Annotated in this window: 24 protein-coding genes; 15 read left to right on the top strand and 9 right to left on the bottom strand. The window is 64.7% G+C overall.

The annotated features are described in order from the left end of the window. Positions 1-39: 39 nt before the first annotated feature. Positions 40-837 carry an alpha/beta fold hydrolase gene (locus ESP51_RS04260; protein WP_164990399.1) on the bottom strand — a complete coding sequence of 266 codons (798 nt, stop codon included), beginning with the start codon at positions 835-837 and terminating at the stop codon, positions 40-42. 496 nt (positions 838-1,333) lie between these two features. On the opposite strand from ESP51_RS04260, the gene nrdH reads away from it, so the two are divergent. The 4 genes from nrdH to nrdF all read left to right on the top strand — a co-directional run bounded on the left by nrdH (position 1,334) and on the right by nrdF (position 5,292). Beyond that, complete coding sequence (nrdH, locus tag ESP51_RS04255; RefSeq protein ID WP_026481845.1) at positions 1,334-1,567, top strand: glutaredoxin-like protein NrdH; 234 nt, start codon at positions 1,334-1,336, stop codon at positions 1,565-1,567. A 58-nt stretch (positions 1,568-1,625) separates the two neighbouring features. After that, positions 1,626-2,048 (top strand): class Ib ribonucleoside-diphosphate reductase assembly flavoprotein NrdI, encoded by a 423-nt coding sequence (gene nrdI / locus ESP51_RS04250; protein ID WP_129519653.1) that lies wholly within the window; start codon positions 1,626-1,628, stop codon positions 2,046-2,048. Positions 2,049-2,068: 20 nt separating this feature from the next. Next, positions 2,069-4,174 carry a class 1b ribonucleoside-diphosphate reductase subunit alpha gene (gene nrdE, locus ESP51_RS04245; RefSeq protein ID WP_129519728.1) on the top strand — a complete coding sequence of 702 codons (2,106 nt, stop codon included), beginning with the start codon at positions 2,069-2,071 and terminating at the stop codon, positions 4,172-4,174. Positions 4,175-4,269: 95 nt separating this feature from the next. Further along, on the top strand, positions 4,270-5,292 hold the full coding sequence (gene nrdF / locus ESP51_RS04240; protein ID WP_129519652.1) for a class 1b ribonucleoside-diphosphate reductase subunit beta: 1,023 nt from the start codon (positions 4,270-4,272) through the stop codon (positions 5,290-5,292). A gap of 213 nt (positions 5,293-5,505) precedes the next feature. On the opposite strand, the gene ESP51_RS04235 is transcribed toward nrdF, so the two are convergent. The 5 genes from ESP51_RS04235 to ESP51_RS04220 form a co-directional block, all read right to left on the bottom strand. After that, a complete protein-coding gene (locus ESP51_RS04235; RefSeq protein WP_164990398.1) occupies positions 5,506-7,911 on the bottom strand; it encodes an AAA family ATPase in 2,406 nt (801 codons plus the stop codon). Continuing rightward, positions 7,904-8,437, bottom strand: coding sequence for a hypothetical protein (locus tag ESP51_RS20515; RefSeq protein WP_164990397.1), 534 nt, complete (start codon positions 8,435-8,437; stop codon positions 7,904-7,906). Before ESP51_RS20515 ends, ESP51_RS04235 begins: the two co-directional genes overlap by 8 nt. Before the next feature lie 44 nt (positions 8,438-8,481). Further along, a complete protein-coding gene (locus ESP51_RS04230; protein WP_164990396.1) occupies positions 8,482-10,131 on the bottom strand; it encodes an SIR2 family protein in 1,650 nt (549 codons plus the stop codon). A gap of 608 nt (positions 10,132-10,739) precedes the next feature. Then, entirely contained in the window at positions 10,740-11,354 is a 615-nt protein-coding gene (locus ESP51_RS04225) for a VanZ family protein (RefSeq protein WP_241842966.1), read from the bottom strand. Then, positions 11,351-11,998: a M15 family metallopeptidase gene (locus ESP51_RS04220; RefSeq protein WP_129519649.1), complete on the bottom strand. Its 648-nt coding sequence runs from the start codon at positions 11,996-11,998 to the stop codon at positions 11,351-11,353. Before ESP51_RS04220 ends, ESP51_RS04225 begins: the two co-directional genes overlap by 4 nt. A 127-nt stretch (positions 11,999-12,125) precedes the next feature. On the opposite strand from ESP51_RS04220, the gene ESP51_RS04215 reads away from it, so the two are divergent. From ESP51_RS04215 to ESP51_RS04190, 6 genes are all read left to right on the top strand, one after another. Next, positions 12,126-12,599 carry a DNA alkylation repair protein gene (locus ESP51_RS04215; RefSeq protein ID WP_129519648.1) on the top strand — a complete coding sequence of 158 codons (474 nt, stop codon included), beginning with the start codon at positions 12,126-12,128 and terminating at the stop codon, positions 12,597-12,599. Between the two features lie 6 nt (positions 12,600-12,605). After that, on the top strand, positions 12,606-13,871 hold the full coding sequence (locus ESP51_RS04210) for a peptidase MATCAP family protein (RefSeq protein ID WP_129519647.1): 1,266 nt from the start codon (positions 12,606-12,608) through the stop codon (positions 13,869-13,871). Further along, positions 13,868-14,866, top strand: coding sequence for an ATP-grasp domain-containing protein (locus tag ESP51_RS04205; RefSeq protein ID WP_129519646.1), 999 nt, complete (start codon positions 13,868-13,870; stop codon positions 14,864-14,866). The genes ESP51_RS04210 and ESP51_RS04205 overlap by 4 nt, the downstream gene beginning before the upstream one ends. Beyond that, positions 14,863-15,609, top strand: coding sequence for a formylglycine-generating enzyme family protein (locus ESP51_RS04200; protein WP_129519645.1), 747 nt, complete (start codon positions 14,863-14,865; stop codon positions 15,607-15,609). The genes ESP51_RS04205 and ESP51_RS04200 overlap by 4 nt, the downstream gene beginning before the upstream one ends. A 61-nt stretch (positions 15,610-15,670) precedes the next feature. Continuing rightward, positions 15,671-16,072 carry a nuclear transport factor 2 family protein gene (locus ESP51_RS04195; protein WP_129519644.1) on the top strand — a complete coding sequence of 134 codons (402 nt, stop codon included), beginning with the start codon at positions 15,671-15,673 and terminating at the stop codon, positions 16,070-16,072. Further along, entirely contained in the window at positions 16,069-16,716 is a 648-nt protein-coding gene (locus ESP51_RS04190; protein WP_129519643.1) for a LysE family translocator, read from the top strand. The genes ESP51_RS04195 and ESP51_RS04190 overlap by 4 nt, the downstream gene beginning before the upstream one ends. Before the next feature lie 63 nt (positions 16,717-16,779). Here ESP51_RS04190 and ESP51_RS04185 read toward each other — a convergent pair whose 3' ends face one another. Continuing rightward, positions 16,780-17,166: a TIGR03618 family F420-dependent PPOX class oxidoreductase gene (locus tag ESP51_RS04185; RefSeq protein WP_129519642.1), complete on the bottom strand. Its 387-nt coding sequence runs from the start codon at positions 17,164-17,166 to the stop codon at positions 16,780-16,782. Between the two features lie 5 nt (positions 17,167-17,171). Further along, entirely contained in the window at positions 17,172-17,579 is a 408-nt protein-coding gene (locus ESP51_RS04180; protein ID WP_129519641.1) for a VOC family protein, read from the bottom strand. Positions 17,580-17,712: 133 nt separating this feature from the next. On the opposite strand from ESP51_RS04180, the gene ESP51_RS04175 reads away from it, so the two are divergent. From ESP51_RS04175 to ESP51_RS20945, 3 genes are all read left to right on the top strand, one after another. Continuing rightward, positions 17,713-17,979, top strand: a complete 267-nt coding sequence (locus ESP51_RS04175; RefSeq protein ID WP_129519640.1) for a type II toxin-antitoxin system Phd/YefM family antitoxin — start codon at positions 17,713-17,715, stop codon at positions 17,977-17,979. Positions 17,980-17,984: 5 nt separating this feature from the next. After that, positions 17,985-18,377 carry a type II toxin-antitoxin system VapC family toxin gene (locus ESP51_RS04170; protein WP_129519639.1) on the top strand — a complete coding sequence of 131 codons (393 nt, stop codon included), beginning with the start codon at positions 17,985-17,987 and terminating at the stop codon, positions 18,375-18,377. A gap of 193 nt (positions 18,378-18,570) precedes the next feature. Next, positions 18,571-19,503 (top strand): lytic transglycosylase domain-containing protein, encoded by a 933-nt coding sequence (locus tag ESP51_RS20945; protein WP_241842965.1) that lies wholly within the window; start codon positions 18,571-18,573, stop codon positions 19,501-19,503. On the opposite strand, the gene ESP51_RS04160 is transcribed toward ESP51_RS20945, so the two are convergent. After that, complete coding sequence (locus tag ESP51_RS04160) at positions 19,492-20,172, bottom strand: YdeI/OmpD-associated family protein (RefSeq protein WP_129519638.1); 681 nt, start codon at positions 20,170-20,172, stop codon at positions 19,492-19,494. The genes ESP51_RS20945 and ESP51_RS04160 overlap by 12 nt on opposite strands. Positions 20,173-20,306: 134 nt before the next feature. Here ESP51_RS04160 and ESP51_RS04155 point away from each other — a divergent pair, with 134 nt between their 5' ends. Together ESP51_RS04155 and ESP51_RS04150 are read left to right on the top strand one after the other, a co-directional pair. Continuing rightward, positions 20,307-20,588, top strand: a complete 282-nt coding sequence (locus ESP51_RS04155) for a hypothetical protein (protein ID WP_129519637.1) — start codon at positions 20,307-20,309, stop codon at positions 20,586-20,588. Positions 20,589-20,707: 119 nt separating this feature from the next. Further along, positions 20,708-22,039, top strand: a complete 1,332-nt coding sequence (locus ESP51_RS04150) for a hypothetical protein (protein ID WP_129519636.1) — start codon at positions 20,708-20,710, stop codon at positions 22,037-22,039. Positions 22,040-22,043 lie beyond the last annotated feature (4 nt).

The following is a 22,043-nucleotide window of genomic DNA, read 5'->3' as shown; positions in this document are numbered from 1 at the left end:
AGACTACTCGACGTTTGGTTGACACGTCAGCTTTCAGGATCAGTCGACGAGGAACTCCGCGATCGTGAGCGCCATGAGCCGCGGCTCCCAGGTGTGATCAGCGGCCGGGATGACGCGCTTCTCGGCGTTGGGCAGCGCCGCGACGATCGAGTCGGCCGCCGGCCCCATGAAGTCGAGGGTCTCATCGCCGACGAGCGCGAGGGTCGGCTGCGTGATGTCGCGCCAGAGCTCGGCGCGCGGGGCACTCTGCGTCCACTCGAGCGCCTCGGAGTCGGGCTCGAGGCTCGGGCCCAGCGCCGTCATGATCGGCCAGCCGCCACTCGCCTTCGCACCCTCGAGCCACTCGCGCGGCATGTCCTTCATGAAGTACTCGATCGTCGCGTCGCCGTCACCGGCGGCGATGCGCTCGCGCAAGCCCGCGAGGAACTCGGCGCCCTGCGAGCCGAGCTCCTCGTCGAGCGGCACCTCCCAGAGCACGAGCTTCGAGATCGGGAGCCCGGATGCCGCCGCCGCGAGCGAGATCGCACCGCCCGACGAGCTGCCGTACAGGGCGACCGCGTCGTCGGCCCCCTCGGTGACCGCGGCGATGATCGCGCGCAGGTCGTCGATCGTCTGCGCGAGCGTGATCGGCCCATCGGCCGGGCTCTCGCCGCGCCCGCGCCGGTCGTAGTTGACGACGGTGAAGCCGTGCGACGCGAGCATCGTCACCATCTCGGCCGTCGTGGGATCGAACGCCCGGAACTGCATCGCCCCGTGCACGATAATCACGGGCGGCCCGGAGCCCTCCTCTTCATAGGCGATGCGGGTGCCGTCGGCGGATGTCGCGTACAGAGTCATCGTCGAGTCCTTCCTCCTGCTCGAGGTCAGGCTACCCAGCCCGTCCGACGTCCGCATCGGACGGCGGCCGTGTGGCGCGGTCGGGGTCTCGATACGCCTGCTTCGCCGGCTACTCAACCGCCGGTGCGAGGCCCGCAGGAATGTCGGTGGGTGGTGGCATCGTTGGAGTCACAACACCATATGTAGGGGTCGGCGGGTCGAGCAGGCCCTAGGGATCGTGCCGGGCGACACGCCGCGACACGCCCGGCATCCGTCCACAGGCGAAGAGTTTTCCGGCTCGTCGCATGTGGATAACCTCCGGGCCACCCGCGAGAATCCGCCGATCGTCGCGACATCCGTTGTGCACAGCCGGTGGAGAAACCGGTGGATAACTACACGAATGTAACTACAGCATGTTGTGCCAGTTCTGTTCCGCAGGCACTAGATGTAGTATTAGAAGTCCAGTGAGGTACTGGGGGCGAGCTCCCTCGGGAGCCCGGAGAACGAGGGGAAAACAATGACGGTAACGGTTTACACGAAGCCTTCGTGCGTGCAGTGCAACGCCACGTATCGTGCCCTCGACAGCAAGGGCATCGAGTACGAAGTGCTCGACCTGTCTGTCGACGAGAACGCCCTCGCGCAGGTCAAAGAGCTGGGTTACCTGCAGGCGCCGGTCGTCATCACCGACGAAGGCCACTGGTCCGGTTTCCGCCCCGACAAGATCGACGAACTCGCCTCACGCCTCGCATAGCGGCCCTCCGGTCGCTCGGGGGAGCAGCCGGAAGAGAACGCAACGCGAAGGATGAACCATGACGAACCTGGTCTACTTCTCGAGCGTTTCGGGCAACACGCAACGATTCATCGCGAAGCTCGGTCGCGCAGCGACCCGCATCCCGTTGTACGCGCGTGACGAAGCGCTCACGGTCGAAGAGCCGTATGTGCTCGTCGTTCCCACCTACGGTGGCGGCGACGGGCACGGCGCGGTGCCCAAGCAGGTCATCCGCTTCCTCAACGACCCGCACAACCGTGCACTCATCCGCGGCGTGATCAGCGCCGGCAACACCAACTTCGGTACGGCCTTCGGCCTCGCCGGCGACGTCATCGCCGCGAAATGCCATGTGCCGCACCTCTACCGCTTCGAAGTATTCGGAACCCCTGACGACGTTCGCGCCGTCAACGATGGATTGGACGCATTTTGGCGAACTCAGCAATTGCAGACGGTGTCTCAGTGATCGAGGCACCTCGTACGGCGATGGATTACCACTCGCTCAACGCGATGCTCAACCTCTACGGTCCGAACGGCGAGATCCAGTTCGAGAAAGACCGTGAAGCGGCGCGCGAGTACTTCCTGCAGCACGTCAACCAGAACACCGTCTTCTTCCACTCGCTGAAAGAGCGCCTCGACTACCTCGTCGAGAAGGAGTACTACGAGCAGGCCGTGCTCGACCAGTACCCGTTCGAGTTCATCCAGAAGCTCAACGACCTCGCCTACTCGAAGAAGTTCCGCTTCGAGACCTTCCTCGGCGCGTTCAAGTACTACACGAGCTACACGCTCAAGACGTTCGACGGCAAGCGCTACCTCGAGCGCTTCGAAGACCGCGTCGTCATGACCGCGCTCGGCCTCGCGCAGGGCGACGAGCAGCTTGCCGTCGACCTCGTCGAAGAGATCATCGGCGGCCGCTTCCAGCCGGCCACCCCCACATTCCTCAACACGGGCAAGGCGCAGCGCGGCGAGCTCGTCTCGTGCTTCCTGCTCCGCATCGAAGACAACATGGAGTCGATCGCCCGCGGCATCAACTCGGCACTGCAGCTGAGCAAGCGCGGTGGCGGTGTGGCACTGTCGCTCAGCAACATCCGTGAAGCCGGCGCGCCGATCAAGCAGATCGAGAACCAGTCGTCGGGCATCATCCCCGTCATGAAACTCCTCGAAGACAGCTTCAGCTACGCCAACCAGCTCGGCGCTCGCCAGGGCGCCGGCGCCGTGTACCTCAGCGCGCACCACCCCGACATCCTGCGCTTCCTCGATACCAAGCGTGAGAACGCCGACGAGAAGATCCGCATCAAGACGCTGAGCCTCGGCGTGGTCGTGCCCGACATCACGTTCGAGCTCGCGAAGAACAACGAAGACATGTACCTCTTCTCGCCGTACGACGTCGAGAAGGTCTACGGCAAGCCCTTCGGCGACGTGCCGATCAGCGAGAACTACCGCGCCATGGTCGACGACGCGCGCATCAAGAAGACGAAGATCAACGCGCGCGAGTTCTTCCAGACCCTCGCCGAGATCCAGTTCGAGAGCGGATACCCCTACATCGTGTTCGAAGACACGGTGAACAAGGCCAACCCCATCAAGGGCCGCATCAACATGTCGAACCTGTGCTCCGAGATCCTGCAGGTGAACACGCCGACCACGTACAACGAAGACCTCTCGTACAACGTCATCGGCAAAGACATCAGCTGCAACCTCGGTTCGCTGAACATCGCCCTCACCATGGACTCGCCCGACTTCGGCAAGACCGTCGAGACCGCGATCCGCGGCCTTACCTCGGTGTCGAACCAGAGCCACATCACGTCGGTGCGCTCGATCGAAGACGGCAACGACAAGTCCCACGCCATCGGCCTCGGCCAGATGAACCTGCACGGCTACCTCGCCCGCGAGCGCATCTTCTACGGCAGCGAAGAGGGCATCGACTTCACGAACATCTACTTCTACACGGTGCTCTTCCACGCGCTGCGCGCCTCGAACCGCATCTCGATCGAGCGCGGCGAGACCTTCGACGGCTTCGCCGAGTCTAAGTACGCGTCGGGTGAATTCTTCGACAAGTACACGGATGCCGCGTGGGTGCCCGCCACCGAGAAGGTCGCCGGGCTGTTCGAGGCATCCGGAGTGCACATCCCCACGCAGCAGGACTGGGTGGAGCTGAAGGCCTCCGTGCAGGAGCACGGCATCTACAACCAGAACCTGCAGGCCGTGCCGCCCACCGGATCGATCTCGTACATCAACAACTCGACGGCGTCGATCCACCCGATCGCGTCGAAGATCGAGATCCGCAAGGAAGGCAAGATCGGCCGCGTCTACTACCCGGCGGCGTTCATGACGAACGACAACCTCGAGTACTACCAAGACGCCTACGAGATCGGCTACGAGAAGGTCATCGACACCTACGCCGCGGCGACGCAGCACGTCGACCAGGGCCTCTCGCTCACCCTCTTCTTCAAAGACACCGCGACGACCCGCGACATCAACCGCGCGCAGATCTACGCGTGGAAGAAGGGCATCAAGACCATCTACTACATCCGCCTGCGGCAGATGGCGCTTGAAGGAACTGAGTTGGAAATGTGCGTCTCGTGCATGCTATGAGCATTGCTCACGTTCCGGTGGTTGAGTAGCGCCGCGAAGCGCCGCGTATCGAAACCACTCACCACCCCGAAGCATCCGATTTCCAAAGGAATGACATGACCCTCACAGACCCGGTCAACTCGGCACAGAACGACCCCGCACACGTCGGCGGCAAGCTCAAGCTCGTCTCGCACGTCAACGCGATCAACTGGAACAAGATCCAGGACGAGAAAGACGTCGACGTCTGGAACCGTCTCGTCAACAACTTCTGGCTGCCCGAGAAGGTGCCGCTGTCGAACGACGTGCAGTCGTGGAACACGCTCACCCCCGAAGAGCAGACGCTGACGATGCGCGTGTTCACCGGCCTGACGCTGCTCGACACGATCCAGGGCACGGTCGGCGCGGTTTCGCTCATTCCCGACGCGATCACCCCGCACGAAGAGGCGGTGTACACGAACATCGCGTTCATGGAGTCGGTGCACGCGAAGAGCTACTCGTCGATCTTCTCGACGCTGTGCTCGACGAAAGACATCGACGACGCCTTCCGCTGGTCGGTCGAGAACGAGAACCTGCAGAAGAAGGCTGCGATCGTCATGGAGTACTACCGTGGCGACGAGCCCCTCAAGCGCAAGGTCGCCTCGACGCTGCTCGAGAGCTTTCTGTTCTACTCGGGCTTCTACCTGCCCATGTACTGGTCGTCGCGGGCGAAGCTCACCAACACGGCCGACCTCATTCGCCTCATCATCCGTGACGAGGCCGTGCACGGCTACTACATCGGCTACAAGTTCCAGAAGGGACTTGAGCGGGTCGACCAGGCCAAGCGCGACGAGCTGAAGGACTACACGTTCTCGCTGCTCTACGAGCTCTACGACAACGAGGTGCAGTACACGCAAGACCTCTACGACGGCGTCGGCCTCACCGAAGACGTCAAGAAGTTCCTGCACTACAACGCCAACAAGGCCCTGATGAACCTCGGCTACGAGTCGATGTTCCCCTCCTCGGTCACCGACGTGAACCCGGCGATCCTCTCGGCCCTCTCGCCTAACGCCGACGAGAACCATGACTTCTTCTCGGGGTCTGGTTCGTCGTACGTCATCGGCAAGGCCGTGGTTACCGAGGATGAGGACTGGGACTTCTAACCGTTGTGTGAAACGTCACGATAGGTGAGCCGGCGTCGCATCGAAGTTATCCCACCCAACATCTTGACCGTCATCGCTGGACCTGAGCCATTCAATTGCTAGAAAGCACGCCGCCCGTTCGCTGTGATGCGCCCGAGATGGGGCGCACCGCTCACGGAAAGTCCAACCAGTTGACGGAGTTCCAATGAGGCGCGATCGCTTGATCGAGACCAGTCAAAGAGCGCCATGCAGTACCGACTCAGGCGCATAGTCGATCCGCTCAATTCGCGCGCTCGTCGTCCCAGCGCCACGATCCAACGTTGCCCGCACCAGCGAATGGTCGCTAGTGCTCGGCGCCAACTCAAGAGCGAGGTAGTCAAACAGTTCCGGCTGATGGATTGCAATCACGACCTGGCGTTCATGCACGAAGGCAAGTTGTCGCACGATCGCTGCGAAGTTCGCCACGTGGATCTCATCCATCGACTGAACGGGGTCATCGAAGATGAGCCATGGAAGCTGGGGAGGCGCGGAGAGGTGTAATGCCATGAACAGCGCCAACGCCGCAGAGTTCGTGTTCCCGTAGCTAAGCATTGCGCCGGGACTTCCCGACGTTCTCCCGTCGGGAAGCGCGGTCTCGAGCCGCACGTCGACTGAACGGCTGGCAGATGTCTGTTTCACAAAACGCGGAGTGAACTTCTCGGACGGCGCAAAGCGACCGAAGAGTTGAGCCCACAAGGAGTTGAGCGATTGATCAAATACCTGGTTTATGAGCGTGGAACGGGTCTGCTCGGAGACTTGAAGAAGCTCACGCGCGCTCGCCATTCGTGACTCCGCTGTCGACAGTTGCGATCGGACTCTGGAGACCGCGAGTTCTGCTTCTCGGGACGCCCGCTCCAAGCGTTCTACGTCACGGTGCGAATCCTCGACGGCCTCGCGTGCCTCGCGTTCACGGCCTCGTTGGATGTCCGCGTAGCGAACCTTCTGAATGCGCGCGGAAATCTCACGCCCGAGCGTTTCATCGGGGGCTTGACCCGGTACATCGTCCGTCGAGAGCCCCAACGCTTCGCATACCTGCGTGACACGCTCCCGCACTACCAAGCGCTGGGCCTCGCGTGCAGCAAGCTCGGCACTTCTGGCCTGCGTCGACTGGACGTCCCGCAGCAGGCGAGCACCTTGGCCGACGGAATCGCCCAAGGAGTTGAGACTGCGAATCGACTTGTCGAGCGGACTACCAGCGGCAACCGGAGGCAGACTCTTGAAGAGGATCACCTGCTTCACCGCAGTCTGGTGGTCTGAGCGAAGCGAATTCAACTCCCGCTCGATCAGAAGGAGCTCCTGCGAGCCGGCGCTCAGCCGGCCGAGCTTTGCCGCGAGATGGTCGCTGAGAGTACCGGCACCTGCGAACTTCTGGTCGCACAAAGGGCAGCGGTCAGAATCCACCAGTGGAACCGCCAGCTGAAGAATCTCAATCAGTACCCGCACGTCCGTAGGCACGTCGACCGACCTCGCGCGCTTCTCAGTCTCCGCAATCTCCTGCTCGAGCACTTCGATCCGACGGTCCAAGGTGTCGATTTTCTCAGCCCTGGCCTGGTCGGCGGCGACGGCTTCAGAATGTTGACGCGAGGCCTCGGCAGCAATTTCGATGCTCTCCTTGTAAGCCTCACCCACTTGTGACATCCGAACGAGTGGAAGGCGCAGCGAATCTTGACGAATCTGATTGAGTTCAGCCAACGCTGCGGCTCCGGGACCCTCCTCCCACGCACGATACGCTGACTGAGCCTCCTCAGCCCGTGTCACATCAAGCTGGCCGCTCACGGTCGATTCGGAAGATTCAAGCTGACGGCTCAAGTTAGCAATGGCGTCTACTTTGGCTTGGAGCTCCTCCAGCTCAGCCAGGTCAGCCCGGCTACTCTCGGAGTCACGCCCACGCTCGACCGCGATTCTCAGCAGCTCTTCGACCTTCACGCTCCCTGGCGTCTCCATGAGGCCCTGGAGCGTGTCGAATGCAGCCTTTAGGCGAGCCCTTGCGCCATCCAGTTCGGCCGCAATCTCACGTCGCCTTCGTTGGATGGACTCGACCTCCTCCGACGTGCGAGCCCATGCGGGAACGGCCTTTCGGCTTCTCCTCAAATCGCCCGACGCGTGGAGTCCATCGATCAGCGCGTCCAGATCATCGAGACCCACAAGTGACTTCACAAACCGCACGAGCGCGGTATCTACCTGTTTGCCCGTCTCCGTATAAGACTCCAGCAGCCGCCCCAACGCAGTCTGGGGCAGGAAGCTGCGCTCCAAGAAGTACACCTGCTCCGCTGGGTTCAGTGCTGCTTCGCCAGATACCTGGTCGGCATTCAGCTCGAACGCTCCTACCCGGCTGCCCGTGCCTCCGTCAGCGATAGATAATCGAACTCGACCGAGCGGGTAGTCATGATTGCGCAGAAGCGCACGTGCATCCCCGATCTGTTCGTCGAGGAACCCAACACGGCCCGTTGCACCAAGCTCAATCGCGCTGAGAAGGCTGGTCTTTCCTGCCCCGTTCGCGCCATGGATAAGAGTGATGGAACCGTCTAACGGAATCACACACTTCCCCGAAATGCTACGGAAGTTCTCGACGACTATCTCCTGAAGGCGGGGCTCAGGCATCTGTGCTCCGAGGACTTGCGAACGACTCATCGATCCACGCCTTGTACCGGTCGCTGACCACGGTTGCGCCCGCGCTCGCCGCCTGGACGAGCCTATGAAGTTCGCGGGCAGCGCGCTTCTTGCTGATCGCCTCAGCGACCTCCGCGATGCCATCCAGTTGTGCTGTGGCGGTACTCGGCAGACGCAGACGCAGGAGGGGGCCTAACATTCGTTCGGTTGGCAGCGAGCCGTCAACTACCAGCACGCGCGCAAGCTCTAAGAGTTCGCCCATGCCCTGAGGAGATGATTGGAACCCGACCAAGATGACAGTCATCGTCCGGCGTGAACCCGCGGCGTCCAACGCGCGGACCAGCCGTTGCACGAGCCAGAAGAGCCGCAACGCGGCTTCCCGTGAAGCGGGTCGATCCGCTATCACTGATAGGTCCAGACTGTCCGGCGGGCCTTCCCAGAGCCCCGGTACCTCAAGCTGGATGTCGCCGATGGTGATTGGCGAGGACACCTCGATATACCCGTTCTCCGTGAGCAAGTCGGCCGCTTCTGATCTGAGTGCGTCCGCAGTCGAGGGCCGTGTCACAGCGCGACTCCAGTCTCAAATCGAACCATTAGCTCCTCCAGGCTGTGGACCGAGTCGGAGATATCGTCCCACATCAATTGACGACGCGATCTTGCACCCCTTCCTCGCCCGATTCTGCCCCCGGGTGAGCGGGTCGACGACACCCCACCGAGCTCCATTTGCAGCAGAACCATGTTGCCGTGACCGCTGACCCAGTCGTCGCTAGTCATCGTGGCAACAGCCTCCCGAGCGCCGCGCACCACAACCAACGTTGGACCCGTCGCGTTTCTCGTACGCGACACCATAATGCGGCTACCCTTCTGTTCGTCCACGAGGGCGGCGCGCCACCGTCCCCGATCCTCGCCGAATCCAAGCAATCCAATCGCGATGGCGAGCCGGTCGATACCCATACCGATCACCGAGATGTCTGTCGCAAGCGTGTTCGTCGTCCCGCGCGCGAACGGAAGGTAACTCGCTTCGCCGACAGCCGTTGACCCAAGGTAAGTGCGTAGGAAGTCCGAGTATCCGGTCAAAAGGAAGTCGGCCAGGGATCCTTCGTCTCCACCGAATGCCGCAACTACCCGCAAGACAAAGCGACGAATTCCGAGCTTGAGTTGCGATTCGAAGCCACCTGGCAGCCCTTGATGGCGTTGAATCGCGACCCCAAGCTTCGCGGCGAGCACTTCGATCAGAATCGCCGCGACCACAGGACCGGCATATGCACCGATAGCTGATCGCCGAACGATGCTGGTACGTTCGCGGCCGAAATCCTCGCCGTACGCGACCTCGAGGACGTCCCTCTGACTCGGCGATACGAATGGCTCCGCGAACAAGTACGCGGGGTGATTCGACTCCCATTTCCAAGGACTCCGACTTGCCGCGCTCCTGAAGATGGCGAGCAGATCGCTGTCCTGCACCGATAGGCCCAGTACCAGCGAGCGCATTCGGGTGGTGAGATCTCGGAGGTGGTCTGTCATGTGGGCATACGAATTGTCCCCATGAAGCTTGCTGATTTGGGCGGTGGTAGCGATTATCTTGTCGCGGTATCGATCTGGATCTGTTCGTGCAAGGCCCGCACACCCGTGAAACTTGGCTATCTCGGCGTGGCCTCGAGCGGTGCGCGGATCGTCCACATCGACGTACACATCCAGAAGCGAGTCGGTCGCTGAGATTTCGAGGAGGGCCTTCTCGACAAGAGTGTCCCAGTTTCCCGATGCAAGGTGGGTCACAACGCCCTCGGAGATGAGCATCGCGAGGAGCCTATGGGTTGGCCCAGGACCAAGGTCGGGGTCTCCGTATAGCTCTGGCAGGCCAGCTCCATCGATCAGCAGATAGTCGGTTGGTTTCCCTTCGACACCGACACCGAGCACCCGGCTGTATTTGTCACGGAGGTGATCCAGCCCCGCTGGTTCCCAGTTACCTCGGTCATTTTCGTACCGGGCGCGTTCCGTCGGTAGGTGCTCGTCCAGGATTTCCAGCAGCGCCGTTCGATGGTGTTCCGCATCGGCCTCGCCCGACGCGGCTTGGTCCCGCAGGAAGCGGAGAACGCGTGCAATCAGCTCCACCACATCGGGCACCTGCTCGAGAGAGATTCCTGAGCCGAGCCAAACAAACCGCTTGCCGTCTGCAACGTCCTCGATGAGCTCCGGGTGATTCGCGCGAATCACCCGCCAGGCTTGCCGCATCCATGCCCCCACTCCAATTTGATGTCCGCGGAGGCCGAGATCCTCGGTGCGCCACAATTATCTGTCATGCATATCACTCCGTGGGGTACGCTGCCGGCTTCGCGGGACGGAATGGAGAATCAACTCCTCACGCCCTAGTACCACGACACTCCGTTGTCCAGCATCGAGGCGCGCAGCCGAGCGCCTGCACCACCGGATCGAATTGAGCATTCACTGCAGTGACTCGTCGAGTTCGGGGGTAGTCGCCGCGGTGGTGGAATCCGCGGGTCTCGCGCAATTCAAGAACTACCTCCGGGTGGCGCGTGCGGCGAGGGCGGCCGACTTGAGGTCGAACGCGTGCGTCAGGTCCTTGTAGCCGGCGACGTCGGGGTGGGCGCCTGATGTCGCCCACGCGGGCCCTCGATTGCGTCGAGCTTTGCTGTCCGGCGAGGAGGCCGGCTTCGTCGCGCACCACTCCGGGGTGCTCGGTCATGGTGTCGCGGATGGCGCGCTGCAGGGAGCGGCGCCCACGGTCTCGGCGCTATCCGATGCCAGCAAGTCGGCGGTCTCGTCGCGCGAGGGCCGTGAGCCGCCCACGTCCGAAGGAGGCATTAGGGCGTCGAGCCGAGCCGGACGTCGACGTCCCGCATGGGCGCGTAGTGCACGGGAGAGGCGATGAAGATCCCAGCCGCGAGGAGGAAGATCACGGTTCCGATGGAGCACACGCGCGTCATGACGGTGCCGGTCCTGTGCCGGAGCCGGTGGCGCGTCAGGACGAGTAGGCCGAGACCGGCCAGGCCCCCGGCGGTGTTGACGACGAGGTCGGTGATGTCGCAACTTCCGACCGACAGGAGCCATTGGGTGACCTCGAGCGCGAGGCTAGACCCGGCGACCACGCCCGCAAGCTTCCACCAGGGCCAGAACGGCGCGAGGAGGCCGAGGTAGACGCCGAAGGGGAGGAAGAGCACGACGTTCGCGACGACCTCGAGGGGGTCACTGGCGCCATCCTCAGCGGTTGGTACGAACGGGACGAGCTTGATGTGGCGCAGCGCGCCCTCGCCGACATACGGCACTTGGAGCTTCCACAGCACGATCCAGGTGAGGAGCGCGAGGTAGGCCACGAACAGCGCGACCAGCACGCCACGCCCGCGCACCCGGGAGGAGTGGAGAGCCGCGGGCTGCTCGTGCGTTGACGGCGGGATGCGGAGTCCTGCGCCGGCGGTCACTGCTGCATCCTCGGATCCTGGGTGGGGTCGGCATACGTGGCAGGGCAGCCGTGCTCGATGGCTTCGGGGCGCAGTTCGTAGTGCCAGGGCTCGTTGTCGTAGATCTGGCACAGTCCGTACTCGGCACCATGCTCGGACAGCCACGCCGTCGCATCGACGTGCCCGATGTCGACCGCATCTCCCGACACGTGAGGAGATGTCGCCGCGGTGGCGACCCATCGGGCAGCTTCGTCGAGCGAGCCGTATTCGGAGATGGCCTCGCGAAGGAGCTGATCCTGGTATTCGGGGGAGCGCCAACCGCTGTTGAGGACGAATACGACTCCGTCGCTCGCGGCATCCGTTGCAGCCTGACGGAGGGCCTCGAGGAGAACCGGGTCGAGGTTGGTGAGAGCCGGAATCCCGTCATCGAAGACCGTGACGCCGTCACCCACCCGGCCGGTCTCGTCGAGCACCCCGCGGTCCTCACTGCGAGGAGGCGCTGGCGCATCCGAAAAGGTCAAGGACGGCGCCGCCGACGAGGAGCTGGGCAGCGTGGAGGAGATCGCGGCGGTGGTCGCCGCGATGACGATGACCAGGGCGCCGACGACGAGGAGCCCACGAACCCCGCGAGCCGCTGTTCGTTGTGGACGTCGATTTCGATTCATGCTGCCAGTCAAGGCCGCGCGGTGTTGCCAGCACGTATGCAGGTTTCGATATGCGGGCGATATGCGCGGGTTCGTCGCATGAACAGCATGCGCGTATTCGCCCAGTGGAGTGACCGAGAATCGAAGGATGACGGAACCGGCCGAGTTCATCGACCGCACCCTCCAGGCCGAGGGCACCGAGGAGCGGGCGGAGGCGGACGCCGACCGGATCGGGGTCGGCCTGAAGTTCTACGGCGCCTCGGTCGGAGCGGTGCGCGGCGCGATTCGTGACGCAGATCGGCGGTATCCGGGGATGTCGCACGACGAGGTCACGGCGCTCGCCTCGGAGTTGTGGTCGGAGCCGGTGTACGAGCGCCGGCTCGCGGCGATAGTGCTCCTGCAGCGCTTTGTGGCGGTGCTGCAAGGGAGCGACCTCACCCGGGTCGAGCAGTTCCTTCGTGACGCGCGTGTGCTTGAGCTCGTCGACCCACTCGCCATCGACGTGGTCGGTCCGCTGCTCGATCGGCTGGAGGAACCCGACGCGACGCGCGCACGACGGATCATCGATCGGTGGTCGGAGTCCGAAGACGGGAACCTGCGCCGTGCCGCCGGTTTGCTCTGAGAGTGAATGACGGTCGCCCCCCGCGGGACGAAGAAGCTCGGACCGCGCAAGGGGTTGGGCCCACATCGTGCTGGTATGTATGTTCGTGAAATGGCATCACCGACCGAGCAGCTGGCGCCCGCACTCGACATCGACGCCCGGCTCACCGAGATCGAGCGCCGCGTGAACCTGCTCGTCAACGTCACGCCACTCAACGCGGCGGAGGCGTGGGCGGACTTCGAACGCAGTGACTTCGGCACCGCCCCCACGCTGCGGCTGCGGCCGTTGGACTTCGACCCCGACCTGGCGCAGCGTGACCTGTACGACCTCGAGATCGAGAACGTGGACGACCCGGCGCTGCACACACTCTTCCGGGCGAAGAGGGACGAGATCGCCCGGCAGATCACCGCGTTGGAGGACCGCGACACGTCACGGTTCCTCTACGGGTCACTCCAGCTCTACGGAACGGTGGCCCCTCCGCTGGCCGCGGCGGCGGAGAAGCTGCTCGAGATCATCCCCCCGCAGGCGCCCAGCACCCAGACCGTCACGGCCGGGGCGTTCGCCGACGCGGCCCGTGCGGAGTTCGAGCGCTACCGCGCCGTGTACCCGGACTTCCCGGTCAGCGTCGAGGTGCGGGACGACATCTCCGAGCTGATGGTGTCGTTCGGCCGCCTACTCATCCCGGAGTCCGCCGCGTTCCGGGCCGACCGGATCGAGGCGTTGCTGCACCACGAGGTCGGCACCCACGTGGTCACCTACCAGAACGGTGCCCGGCAGCCACTGACGCTGCTGACCATCGGCCTGCCCGGCTACGACGAGACCCAGGAGGGCCTCGCCGTGCTCGCCGAGTACCTGACCGGCGGATTGGACCCGCGGCGGCTGCGCGTGCTCGCGGCGCGAGTGGTCGCGGTCGGCAAGATGCTCGACGGCGCCGGCTTCCTGGACATCTTCGAGTCGTTGCGGGCTGACCACCGCATACCAGCACGGACCGCGTGGTCCATCGCCATCCGGGTCGTCGTCGGGGGCGGTTCGGTAAAGGACGCGATCTACCTGCGCGGGATCACCCGCATCCTCGACGCCCTCGCCGAGGGCAGCGGCCTCGACGTCTTGCTCGTCGGCAAGCTCGCGTTGGACCACATCCCCCTTGTGCAAGACCTGCTCGACCGCGACGTGCTCCACGCGCCGTGGGTTCGGCCACGCTGGCTGGACGTGCCCGGTGCACAAGAGCGCCTGGAGAGGCTGCGCGCGGGCGCGACGGTCACCGACCTCTACGAAGGAGACATGGCGGCATGAGACTCGCATTTCTCGTCAACGACGTCGACACCGAGCTGGACGAGTACGCGACCACCCGACTCGCCAGAGCGGCAGCCAGAGGCGGGCACGAGACCTGGTATGTCGGCGTCGGGGACCTCGAGCTCGGCAGCAGCGAAGGTCGGTTCGCGGCCATGGCTCGCGCCGCGAGGTGGAAGAGCGACGACACCCTCGCGAGCTTCATGGAGAGGATCAAGGCGCGGGAAGCCGAGCGGATCATCATGGACGACCTGGATGCGCTCTTCCTTCGTAACGAGTCGATCGACGACCTGCAGGAGCGCCCGTGGGCCAGCCCGATGGGCGTGGTGTTCGGACAGATGCTCGCGGACCGAGGTGTGACGGTGGTCAACGACCCGAACATCCTCCGTCGAGCGACCAGCAAGCTCTACCTGGAGGAGTTCCCCGAGAAGATCCGACCACGGTCGCTGGTGACACGAAATCCGGAGGCGATCGAGCGGTTCGTCGACGAAGTCGGCCACTGCGTCGTCAAACCGTTGTACGGAGCCAAGGGACGCAACGTCTTCATGATCGAGGGCCCGGGAGAGACGAACCTCTCGCAGATGACAGAGGCGGTCCTGCAGGACGGCTACGCCATCATCCAGGAGTTCATCGACGGAGGCGAGGACGGCGACGCCCGAATCTTCCTGCTCGAGGGCCGCATCCTCGTGCGCGACGGCAGGCCGGCCGCCTTCCGACGCGTCCCCACCGGCAACGACCCGCGCGCCAACATCAGCACCGGCGGTCGGTCGGTGCCCCTCGAGGTCGGTGAGACCGAGCTCGGCATCGTCGAAGCGATGGGCGACAAGCTCGTCGCCGATGGCATGTTCCTCGTGGGCATCGACGTGATCGGCAACCAGGTGGTGGAGATCAACGCGGAGAGTCCCGGCGGGTTCCAGAGCGTCGAGAGGCTCTACGACATCGACATCGCCGCGACCGTCATCGAAGCCCTGGAGCGCCGTGCGAGACTGCACCGATGACGACCGACATCGAGCTCGCGCGGATCGCGGCCGGCGCCGTCACCCTCCACGACGCCCGCCGCAAGGTGCGGTGGAGCGTCGAACTCGAGCCGTTCGAGATCGGGGTGTACCCGGTGACGCAAGAGCAGCTCGCCGAGATGATCGGCGAGACGGCGTCGCACCCGCGCCGGCCGGCGACCGATGTGAGTTGGCTGCGTGCGATCCGGTTCTGCAATGCGGCATCCGAGTGGGAGGGGCTCGACCCCGTCTACACCTTCGATGGCGAGGATGTCACGTGGCACGTCGACGCCGACGGATACCGCCTGCCGACCGAGGCGGAGTGGGAGTTCGCGTGCCGGGCGGGGTCGACGCGTCCGCACTACGGCCCGCTCGACGAGGTCGCCTGGACGAGCGCCGACGGCGTGACCGCACCGCAAGACGTCGGCGGGAAGCATCCGAATCTCAATGGGCTCTTCGACACCCTCGGCAACGTGTGGGAGTGGTGCTGGGACCTGCTCGATCCCGCCCGCTACGACGCCTACCGCGTGTTCCGCGGCGGCGGGTTCGCCGATGACGCCTGGAGTGTCAGGGCGTCGACCCGGCGAGGCGGTGCACCGCGGATGCATCACGAAGACGTCGGGTTCCGCGTCGCGCGTGGTGGCTTCGATGCGACGGATGCTGCACAGGGATGGTCCGCGCAGGCGGACCTGGAGCGGGCGGCGATCGACGGACCGCTGCCGTTCGGGTGGACGCCTCGAGGCTGACTCGGTGAGGGCACGGCACCATGAGTACAGTGGCAGATCCGAACTTCAAAGGAGCGTGGTCATGCAGACATACGCGAACGTGTTGCACACCTACATGGAAGCGCTCGGTCGAAGCGACTACGCGACCATCGTGGGCTTGTTCGCGCCCGAGGGGATCGTGCGGTCCCCCTTCTTGGGTGAAATGCCCGCCGAGCCCTTCTTCGACCGGCTCGGCCAGGCGTCGGAGACGAACGTCATCACACCCATCGACGTCTTTCTCAGCGAAGGCGACACGACGCGCGCCGTCGCGTACTTCCAGTACGACTGGACGGTCAGAGACGGATCTCTGATCACCTTCAAGGTGATGGACTTGTTCTCATTCGCACCAGAGAGCGACAAGGTCATCTACCTCGACCTCATCTATGACACTCACCCGATCCGCGAGACGCACGGGAACAAGTACGAACCGAAGGGGCCGTCTTGATCACGCTTGCCGCTGCCTTGGGCATCGCCCTTGTCGAGTTGGGGATGGCACTCACTCCCGGGCCCAACATGGTCTACCTCGTCTCCCGCAGTGTCAGCCAGGGGTGGCGCGCCGGCATGGTGTCGATGGCCGGCACCGCAGTCGGGTTCGTTGTCTACATGACGATGGCGAACCTCGGACTCGCTGCCGTGTTCATCGTGGTTCCCTGGCTCTACACCGCGCTGAAGGTAGCCGGTGCGATGTATTTGCTCTGGCTGGCGTACAAGACGCTCCGCCCGGGTGGCATGGCGCTGTTCGAGACCCGAGACCTTCCCCGAGATTCCGCGGGCAAGCTCTTCCGCATGGGGCTCGTGACGAACCTGCTGAATCCGAAGGCGGCCCTCATGTACCTGGCGCTGATCCCTCAGTTCGTAGATCAGGCCGCCGGCAATGTGGTCGCCCAGGGGTTCCAGCTGGGAGCCATCCAGATCGCGGTGGCCATGGTGGTGAATGGGGCGATCATCCTCGCGGCGGGGTCGATCGCGGTGTTCCTCCAGCGCAAGCCCACATGGATTCGCTGCCAGCGCTGGGTCACCGGAACGCTTCTTGGCGCGGTGGGCGTGAAGCTGGCACTGGATGCCCCAGCGCCCGCGTCGCCCGCATAGTGGTCAGAGCGATCGTCAGTCAGGCTTCGTTCCCATGGCGCAGCTTCGCCGGACGCAAGGGCGTCAGCCGTCGCTCGCGCGCATCCCGGCCGAGCCCAGCACTCGCTCGACCGTGATCTCGAGCACGACCCGGTTCGGATTAGGGCGCGGCTGCCGGTAGCGGGCGGCGTAGAGCTCAACGGCGAAGGCGACCGACTCGTGATCGGTGCGGACGCGGGCCGGGCCATCGAAGCTGATCCAGCGCCGTCCGTCGACGGTGTTGACGCTGGCGCGGCCGCTGCGCTCGGCGTTGACGAACTTCTGCGAGCCGCGGCTGCCGATCACTCGGACGATTCCGTCGAGGTAGGTGATGCCGACCGGCACCGAGTGGATGCGCCCACGGCTGTCGAGGGTCGAGAGCGTGGCGAGGTGGTGCTCCGAGAGGAATTCTCGTGCGAGGTCGGTCAGCATGAGGTTCAGTCGGCGGATGATTCTCGGGGCGGGTTGTGCATGAACTCGAAGCGGATGCCGTTGTCGTCCTCGACGAAGGAGGCGTAGTAGCGGTCGTTGAACCGCGGGTACAGCTTCGGCTCGCGCACTGCCGTCCAACCAGCGTCGAGCGCGATGGCATGGAGACGATCGACCTCCGTGCGCGAATCGACGGCGAACGCGAGGTGCTGCCAGCCGACCCGGCCGTGCCGGTGCGGTCCGTTGCCTGCATCGCGGGCGGGGAAGAGGATCAGCTCCTCCTCGCCCAGGTACCACGACACCGAGTCGTCGGCATCTTGCCGCGTGCAGCCGAGCGCCTGCATCACCGGATCGAACTGTGCAATCGAGCGAGGCAGGTCGTCGACGGAGATGCCGAGATGGTCGAAAAGAGGCACCGAGACATCCTATGGGGGAGCTGTTCCGCCGCGTTATGGCTCGCAGCGTGTTCGTGGTGGCTACAGACGCCCACCTCTTTGGCGTCCGCGATCAACCGGTGGATCATCGCCGCAAAGTGCTACCATGTAGAACATGGGCGAGGTGGGGATCCGGGCGCTGAAGCAGAATGCGTCACAGGTAGTGGCGGTGGCTGCCGCTGGCGAGTCGGTGACGATCACCGACCGGGGGCGGCCCGTTGCCCGGCTCGTTCCGCTTGGCGGTGGGCGATTGGCAGCGCTCGTCGAATCAGGACGCGCTCGCGCACCGCGGCGAGGGTTGAGCGATCTGCCGCCCCGGCGACCCGTCAAGGTGGATGTCGGTGCAGAGCTGCGCCGAGCCCGAGCCGACGAGCGGTACTGACACCGGTGGCGCACTACCTCGACACGTCAGCCCTCGTGAAGCTCGTCATCGAGGAGGCCGAGTCGGCAGCTCTGGCCGCCTGGCTTACCTCTGCCGAACGCGAGCCCGTGACATCCGATGTGGCAAGGACCGAACTATTGCGCTCGGTTCGCCGCTGGGCGCCCGAGCAGGCCGTCGCGGCGACACAGGTGCTCGAGGTGCTGACGGTACTCACCCTCGCGACGTCGACCTTCGACGCGGCGGCACGGATGGAACCCGTCGAACTGCGTTCCTTCGACGCGCTGCACGTCGCCGCAGCCCTCGAACTCGGCGACGAACTCGATGGGTTCGTCACCTACGACGACCGGCAGGCAGATGCCGTGCGCGCCTACGGGATCCTGGTCGTCGCACCACGGTGAGGGTCGATTGCCGCGGTGGTGTACGCGCGGCAATGAACCATTTCCGAACCACAAACATGAGAAGTGCTCGTGTACAGGTGCCGGGGCGTGCGGGTAATCTGAGGGGACGGGTCATCGACGCAGAACCAACGAGCGGGCGACGGTCGACCCGGCGGGCAACCCATGAACCAACGCCCGAACGGAGCGACCACCGATGTCTTGGGATGACGATTCCGACGCCGACGAGTACGGCGAGCGTCGCCCAGCCCGAGCCACGGGAAGGCAGTTCGCCAGCCGAGTTGCCGGATATGCCGGCCTCGTGGCCGGGGCCGTCGCCTTGGCCGTCGCGTTGGTGGTCGGCGTCATCTTCGCGGTGAACGTCGTGGGGCTCGCCGCCAACCCCGGCGGATTCGAGGCACCGGCCGCGAACGGGCTGAATGTGGCCCTGCCACCGGTCACCACGCAAGCCGAGCAGAGCGAGCAGAGCGGGACCGAGCAGGCTGGGCAGAGCGCGCAGGACGCGCAGGTCGACGGTCAGACCAAGGCGATCGAGGAGCCGACGGCAGAATCCGGCCCGGCGTCGCCGATGCTGGTGGTCGATTCCGCCTGGATCGTGCGGATCGCGTCGGCCACAGGCATCCCCGAGCGAGCCCTGACGGCGTACGCGCGGTCGCACTTCGCGATCGCCACGGAGGATCCGGCGTGCGGTCTCGACTGGGCCACGATCGCCGCCATCGGTGCGATCGAGTCGGGTCATGGGAGCTACGGCGATTCGGTGCTCGACGAGAACGGCAATGCCTGGCCGTCGATCATCGGACGGGCCCTCGACGGCGACGGTGTTGCCACGATCGAGGACACCGACGGCGGCGTCCTCGACGGCGACGTCACATGGGACCGGGCCGTCGGACCGATGCAGTTCATCCCGTCGACCTGGGCCAGGTGGGCGAGCGATGGGAACGGCGACGGAGTAGCCGACCCTCACCAGATCGACGACGCCGCTCAGGCTGCGGCACGGTACCTCTGCGCGTCGGGGTCGATGACGAGCCCCGAAGGGTGGCGGGCAGCGGTGTTCTCCTACAACCACGACAACGACTACGTCGACAAGGTTGCGCGGTTCGCACTCCAGTTCGCGACATCAGCCGGGTAGGGCACCGGATGCCGCGGCAGCCGCGGCAGCCGCGGCTTTCTCCACCCACTTCGGCGTCTCGCCGTAACGCTGGAAGGACACCATCCGACCCGCCGCGCTGTCTTCGATGACCTGCGCGAGCCGTCGTTCGCGCGTGGCCTCCTGCTTGGCCGAGAGCACCCAGTGCGTGACCTGGCGGCGGTAGGTGGGGGTCGCGGCTTGCCAGAACGCGGATGCCGCGGCATCCGCTGCCAACTGTGCAGCGGCCTCGGGCGGCAGCTCGAGAACGGGGTTCTCGAAGGAGTACACGCCAGAGCGATCTTCGCGCCGCCGCTCGAACGCGGCGATGCCGGCGGGGCGCATGCGTCCTTCGGCGGTGAGCCGCTCGACGAGGGCGATGTTCACGCTCGACCAGTTGCTCGAGGGCTTGCGCGGTGTCCAGCGCTGGCGACGCGAATCGTCGTCGATGCGTTGTGAGACCGAGTCGATCCATCCGAAGCACAGTGCCTCGGGCACCGCCTGTTCCCAGGTCAGCCCGCGATCGGGCACGTGCTTCTTGTACAGGCCCATCCACAGTTCGGTCTCGGTCTCGTGGTTTGCCTCGAGCCAGGCGCGGAACTCCTCGGGCCCGGAGAAGAAGACGGAGGGCCGCTCGGGTGTGCCGCCCGGCGTGCCGATGCTCGTGGTCATGACCTGAGTCTGCCAGCAGCCCCCGTCAATGCGACTGCGCGAAAGAGGCCCGAAGAGACCGATGCGGCCCGGGGCATCCGAGCGCTACATTGACCCCATCGAGGCAAGGAAATCGAGGCAAGGAAGGGGACGTCATGTCGGATGCCGAGCTCGCGTACTTGAGGGAACGAGCCGCGAGTGGGGACGAGGACGCAGCTGCGCAGCTCGTGGAGTTGGCCGGCGAGCGCGAGGACGCGTACGAACTGCGGTTGCTCGCCGAGAGCGGCAACACCGACGCGATGGACGAGCTCGTGCAGCTCGCGGCCGAGAAGGGCGATGTCGCCGAGCTTCGGCGCCTCGCGGCGGGCGGCAATCAGGATGCAGCCGAGCTGCTCGACGAACTCTACGACGAGGATCGGACCGAAGACGGCACCTGAGCGTGCGCGGTGTCGAGCGAGGCCGAACCGCCGCGAGGACTAAGTTGTGGCGGGGGTGCACGTTGCCTGGCCGGCAACGGTCAGGCTCGCCACCCGCTCAACGAAGAGAAAGCGAACTGATGGCCAATAACACGACACTCCGGGTCGCCGTCGCTGCGACCACAGCCCTCACCTCCACGACGCTCGGTGTAGGCACCGCGTATGCCGCACCGGATAAAGACCCGCAGATCAAGGCGATCGACTCGACCGTCATCGCCGAGGTCACGCCGATCGGCTACAAGGTGACCGGCCTCGCGATCGAGTACAGCGGCCCGCTCGACTTCGGCTCGACCGAGATCGACACGAGCTCGTTTGCTGTCGGTGTGACCCTGAGCCGTCCGGGCGTGGAGCCCCTCACCGGCACGAGGACCGTCGTCGACGCTTATACGTCGGCTGACATCGCCATCGACGGGCAATCGGAACCCGGCACTTACCTCATTCTCGAGCTGGATCAGAACGACCCGATGGCACCCGGAACCTACAACGACGAGTACACCCGCTTCTACGATCTGACGAATGCCTACCAGGTCGCGCAAGTGAATACGATCGTGGGCGAGAGCCAGACGGTGCGGGCTCATCCCGAACGCAAGATCTCCAACAGCGGCATCCGCAACCTGATCGTCGACGAGTACGACGCCGGCACCTACTCCGCCGCGTCGGGGGCCACCCTCCCGTTCCGCTTCTTCACCCCGGAGATGAACGAGGGGGAGAAGTACCCGCTCGTCGTCACGCTGCACGGCTACGGCGAGAGCGGCACGAACAACTTCAGCCAGATCGCCGGAAACCAGATCTCCGTCGCCTTCGCGGATCCAGCGCGACAAGAGCGGAACCCTGCCTTCGTGCTCTCGCCCCAGGCGGGTCCTGGCGACCCAGGCAACGGTGGGTGGTGGATGGCGGAGATGCAGGCGGGCGTGGTCGAGTTGGTGAAGAAGACGATCGCGGAGAATCCGGCGATCGATCCCGACCGTGTCTATCTGACCGGGCTCTCGATGGGCTCGTACGGCTCGTGGGGACTCCTTCCCGCCGACTCGGATCTGTTCGCGGGCGCGCTGCTCGTCTGCGGCGCGGGCGACGAGGCTGCAGCTGCGGCCGCACTCGGCGACTTCCCGATCTGGGCGTTGCACTCCATCGATGATTCGGTCGTGGCCTACGACGCCGCCGGGTCGGACTACCGCATCTTCACGGCGCTCGAAGCAGTCGGCAACCCGGTGACGTGGAGCGAGTGGGCCGGAACAGCTCCCGACGAGGATCAGGAGGCGTTCGCAGCAGAAGCTCGAGATCGTGCCGCCGCGACGGACAGCAAGCACATCTTCACGACGTTCCCCATGGGGACCACGCCGCTCTTCGACCACGGCTCGTGGATCCCCACCTACACGAACGGGGTCATCCTCGACTGGTTGATGGCCCAATAGGCGA

Source organism: Agromyces albus (genome assembly GCF_004134825.1).
GTDB classification, from domain to species: domain Bacteria; phylum Actinomycetota; class Actinomycetes; order Actinomycetales; family Microbacteriaceae; genus Agromyces; species Agromyces albus.
This window is presented reverse-complemented; position numbering and strand designations above follow the sequence as displayed.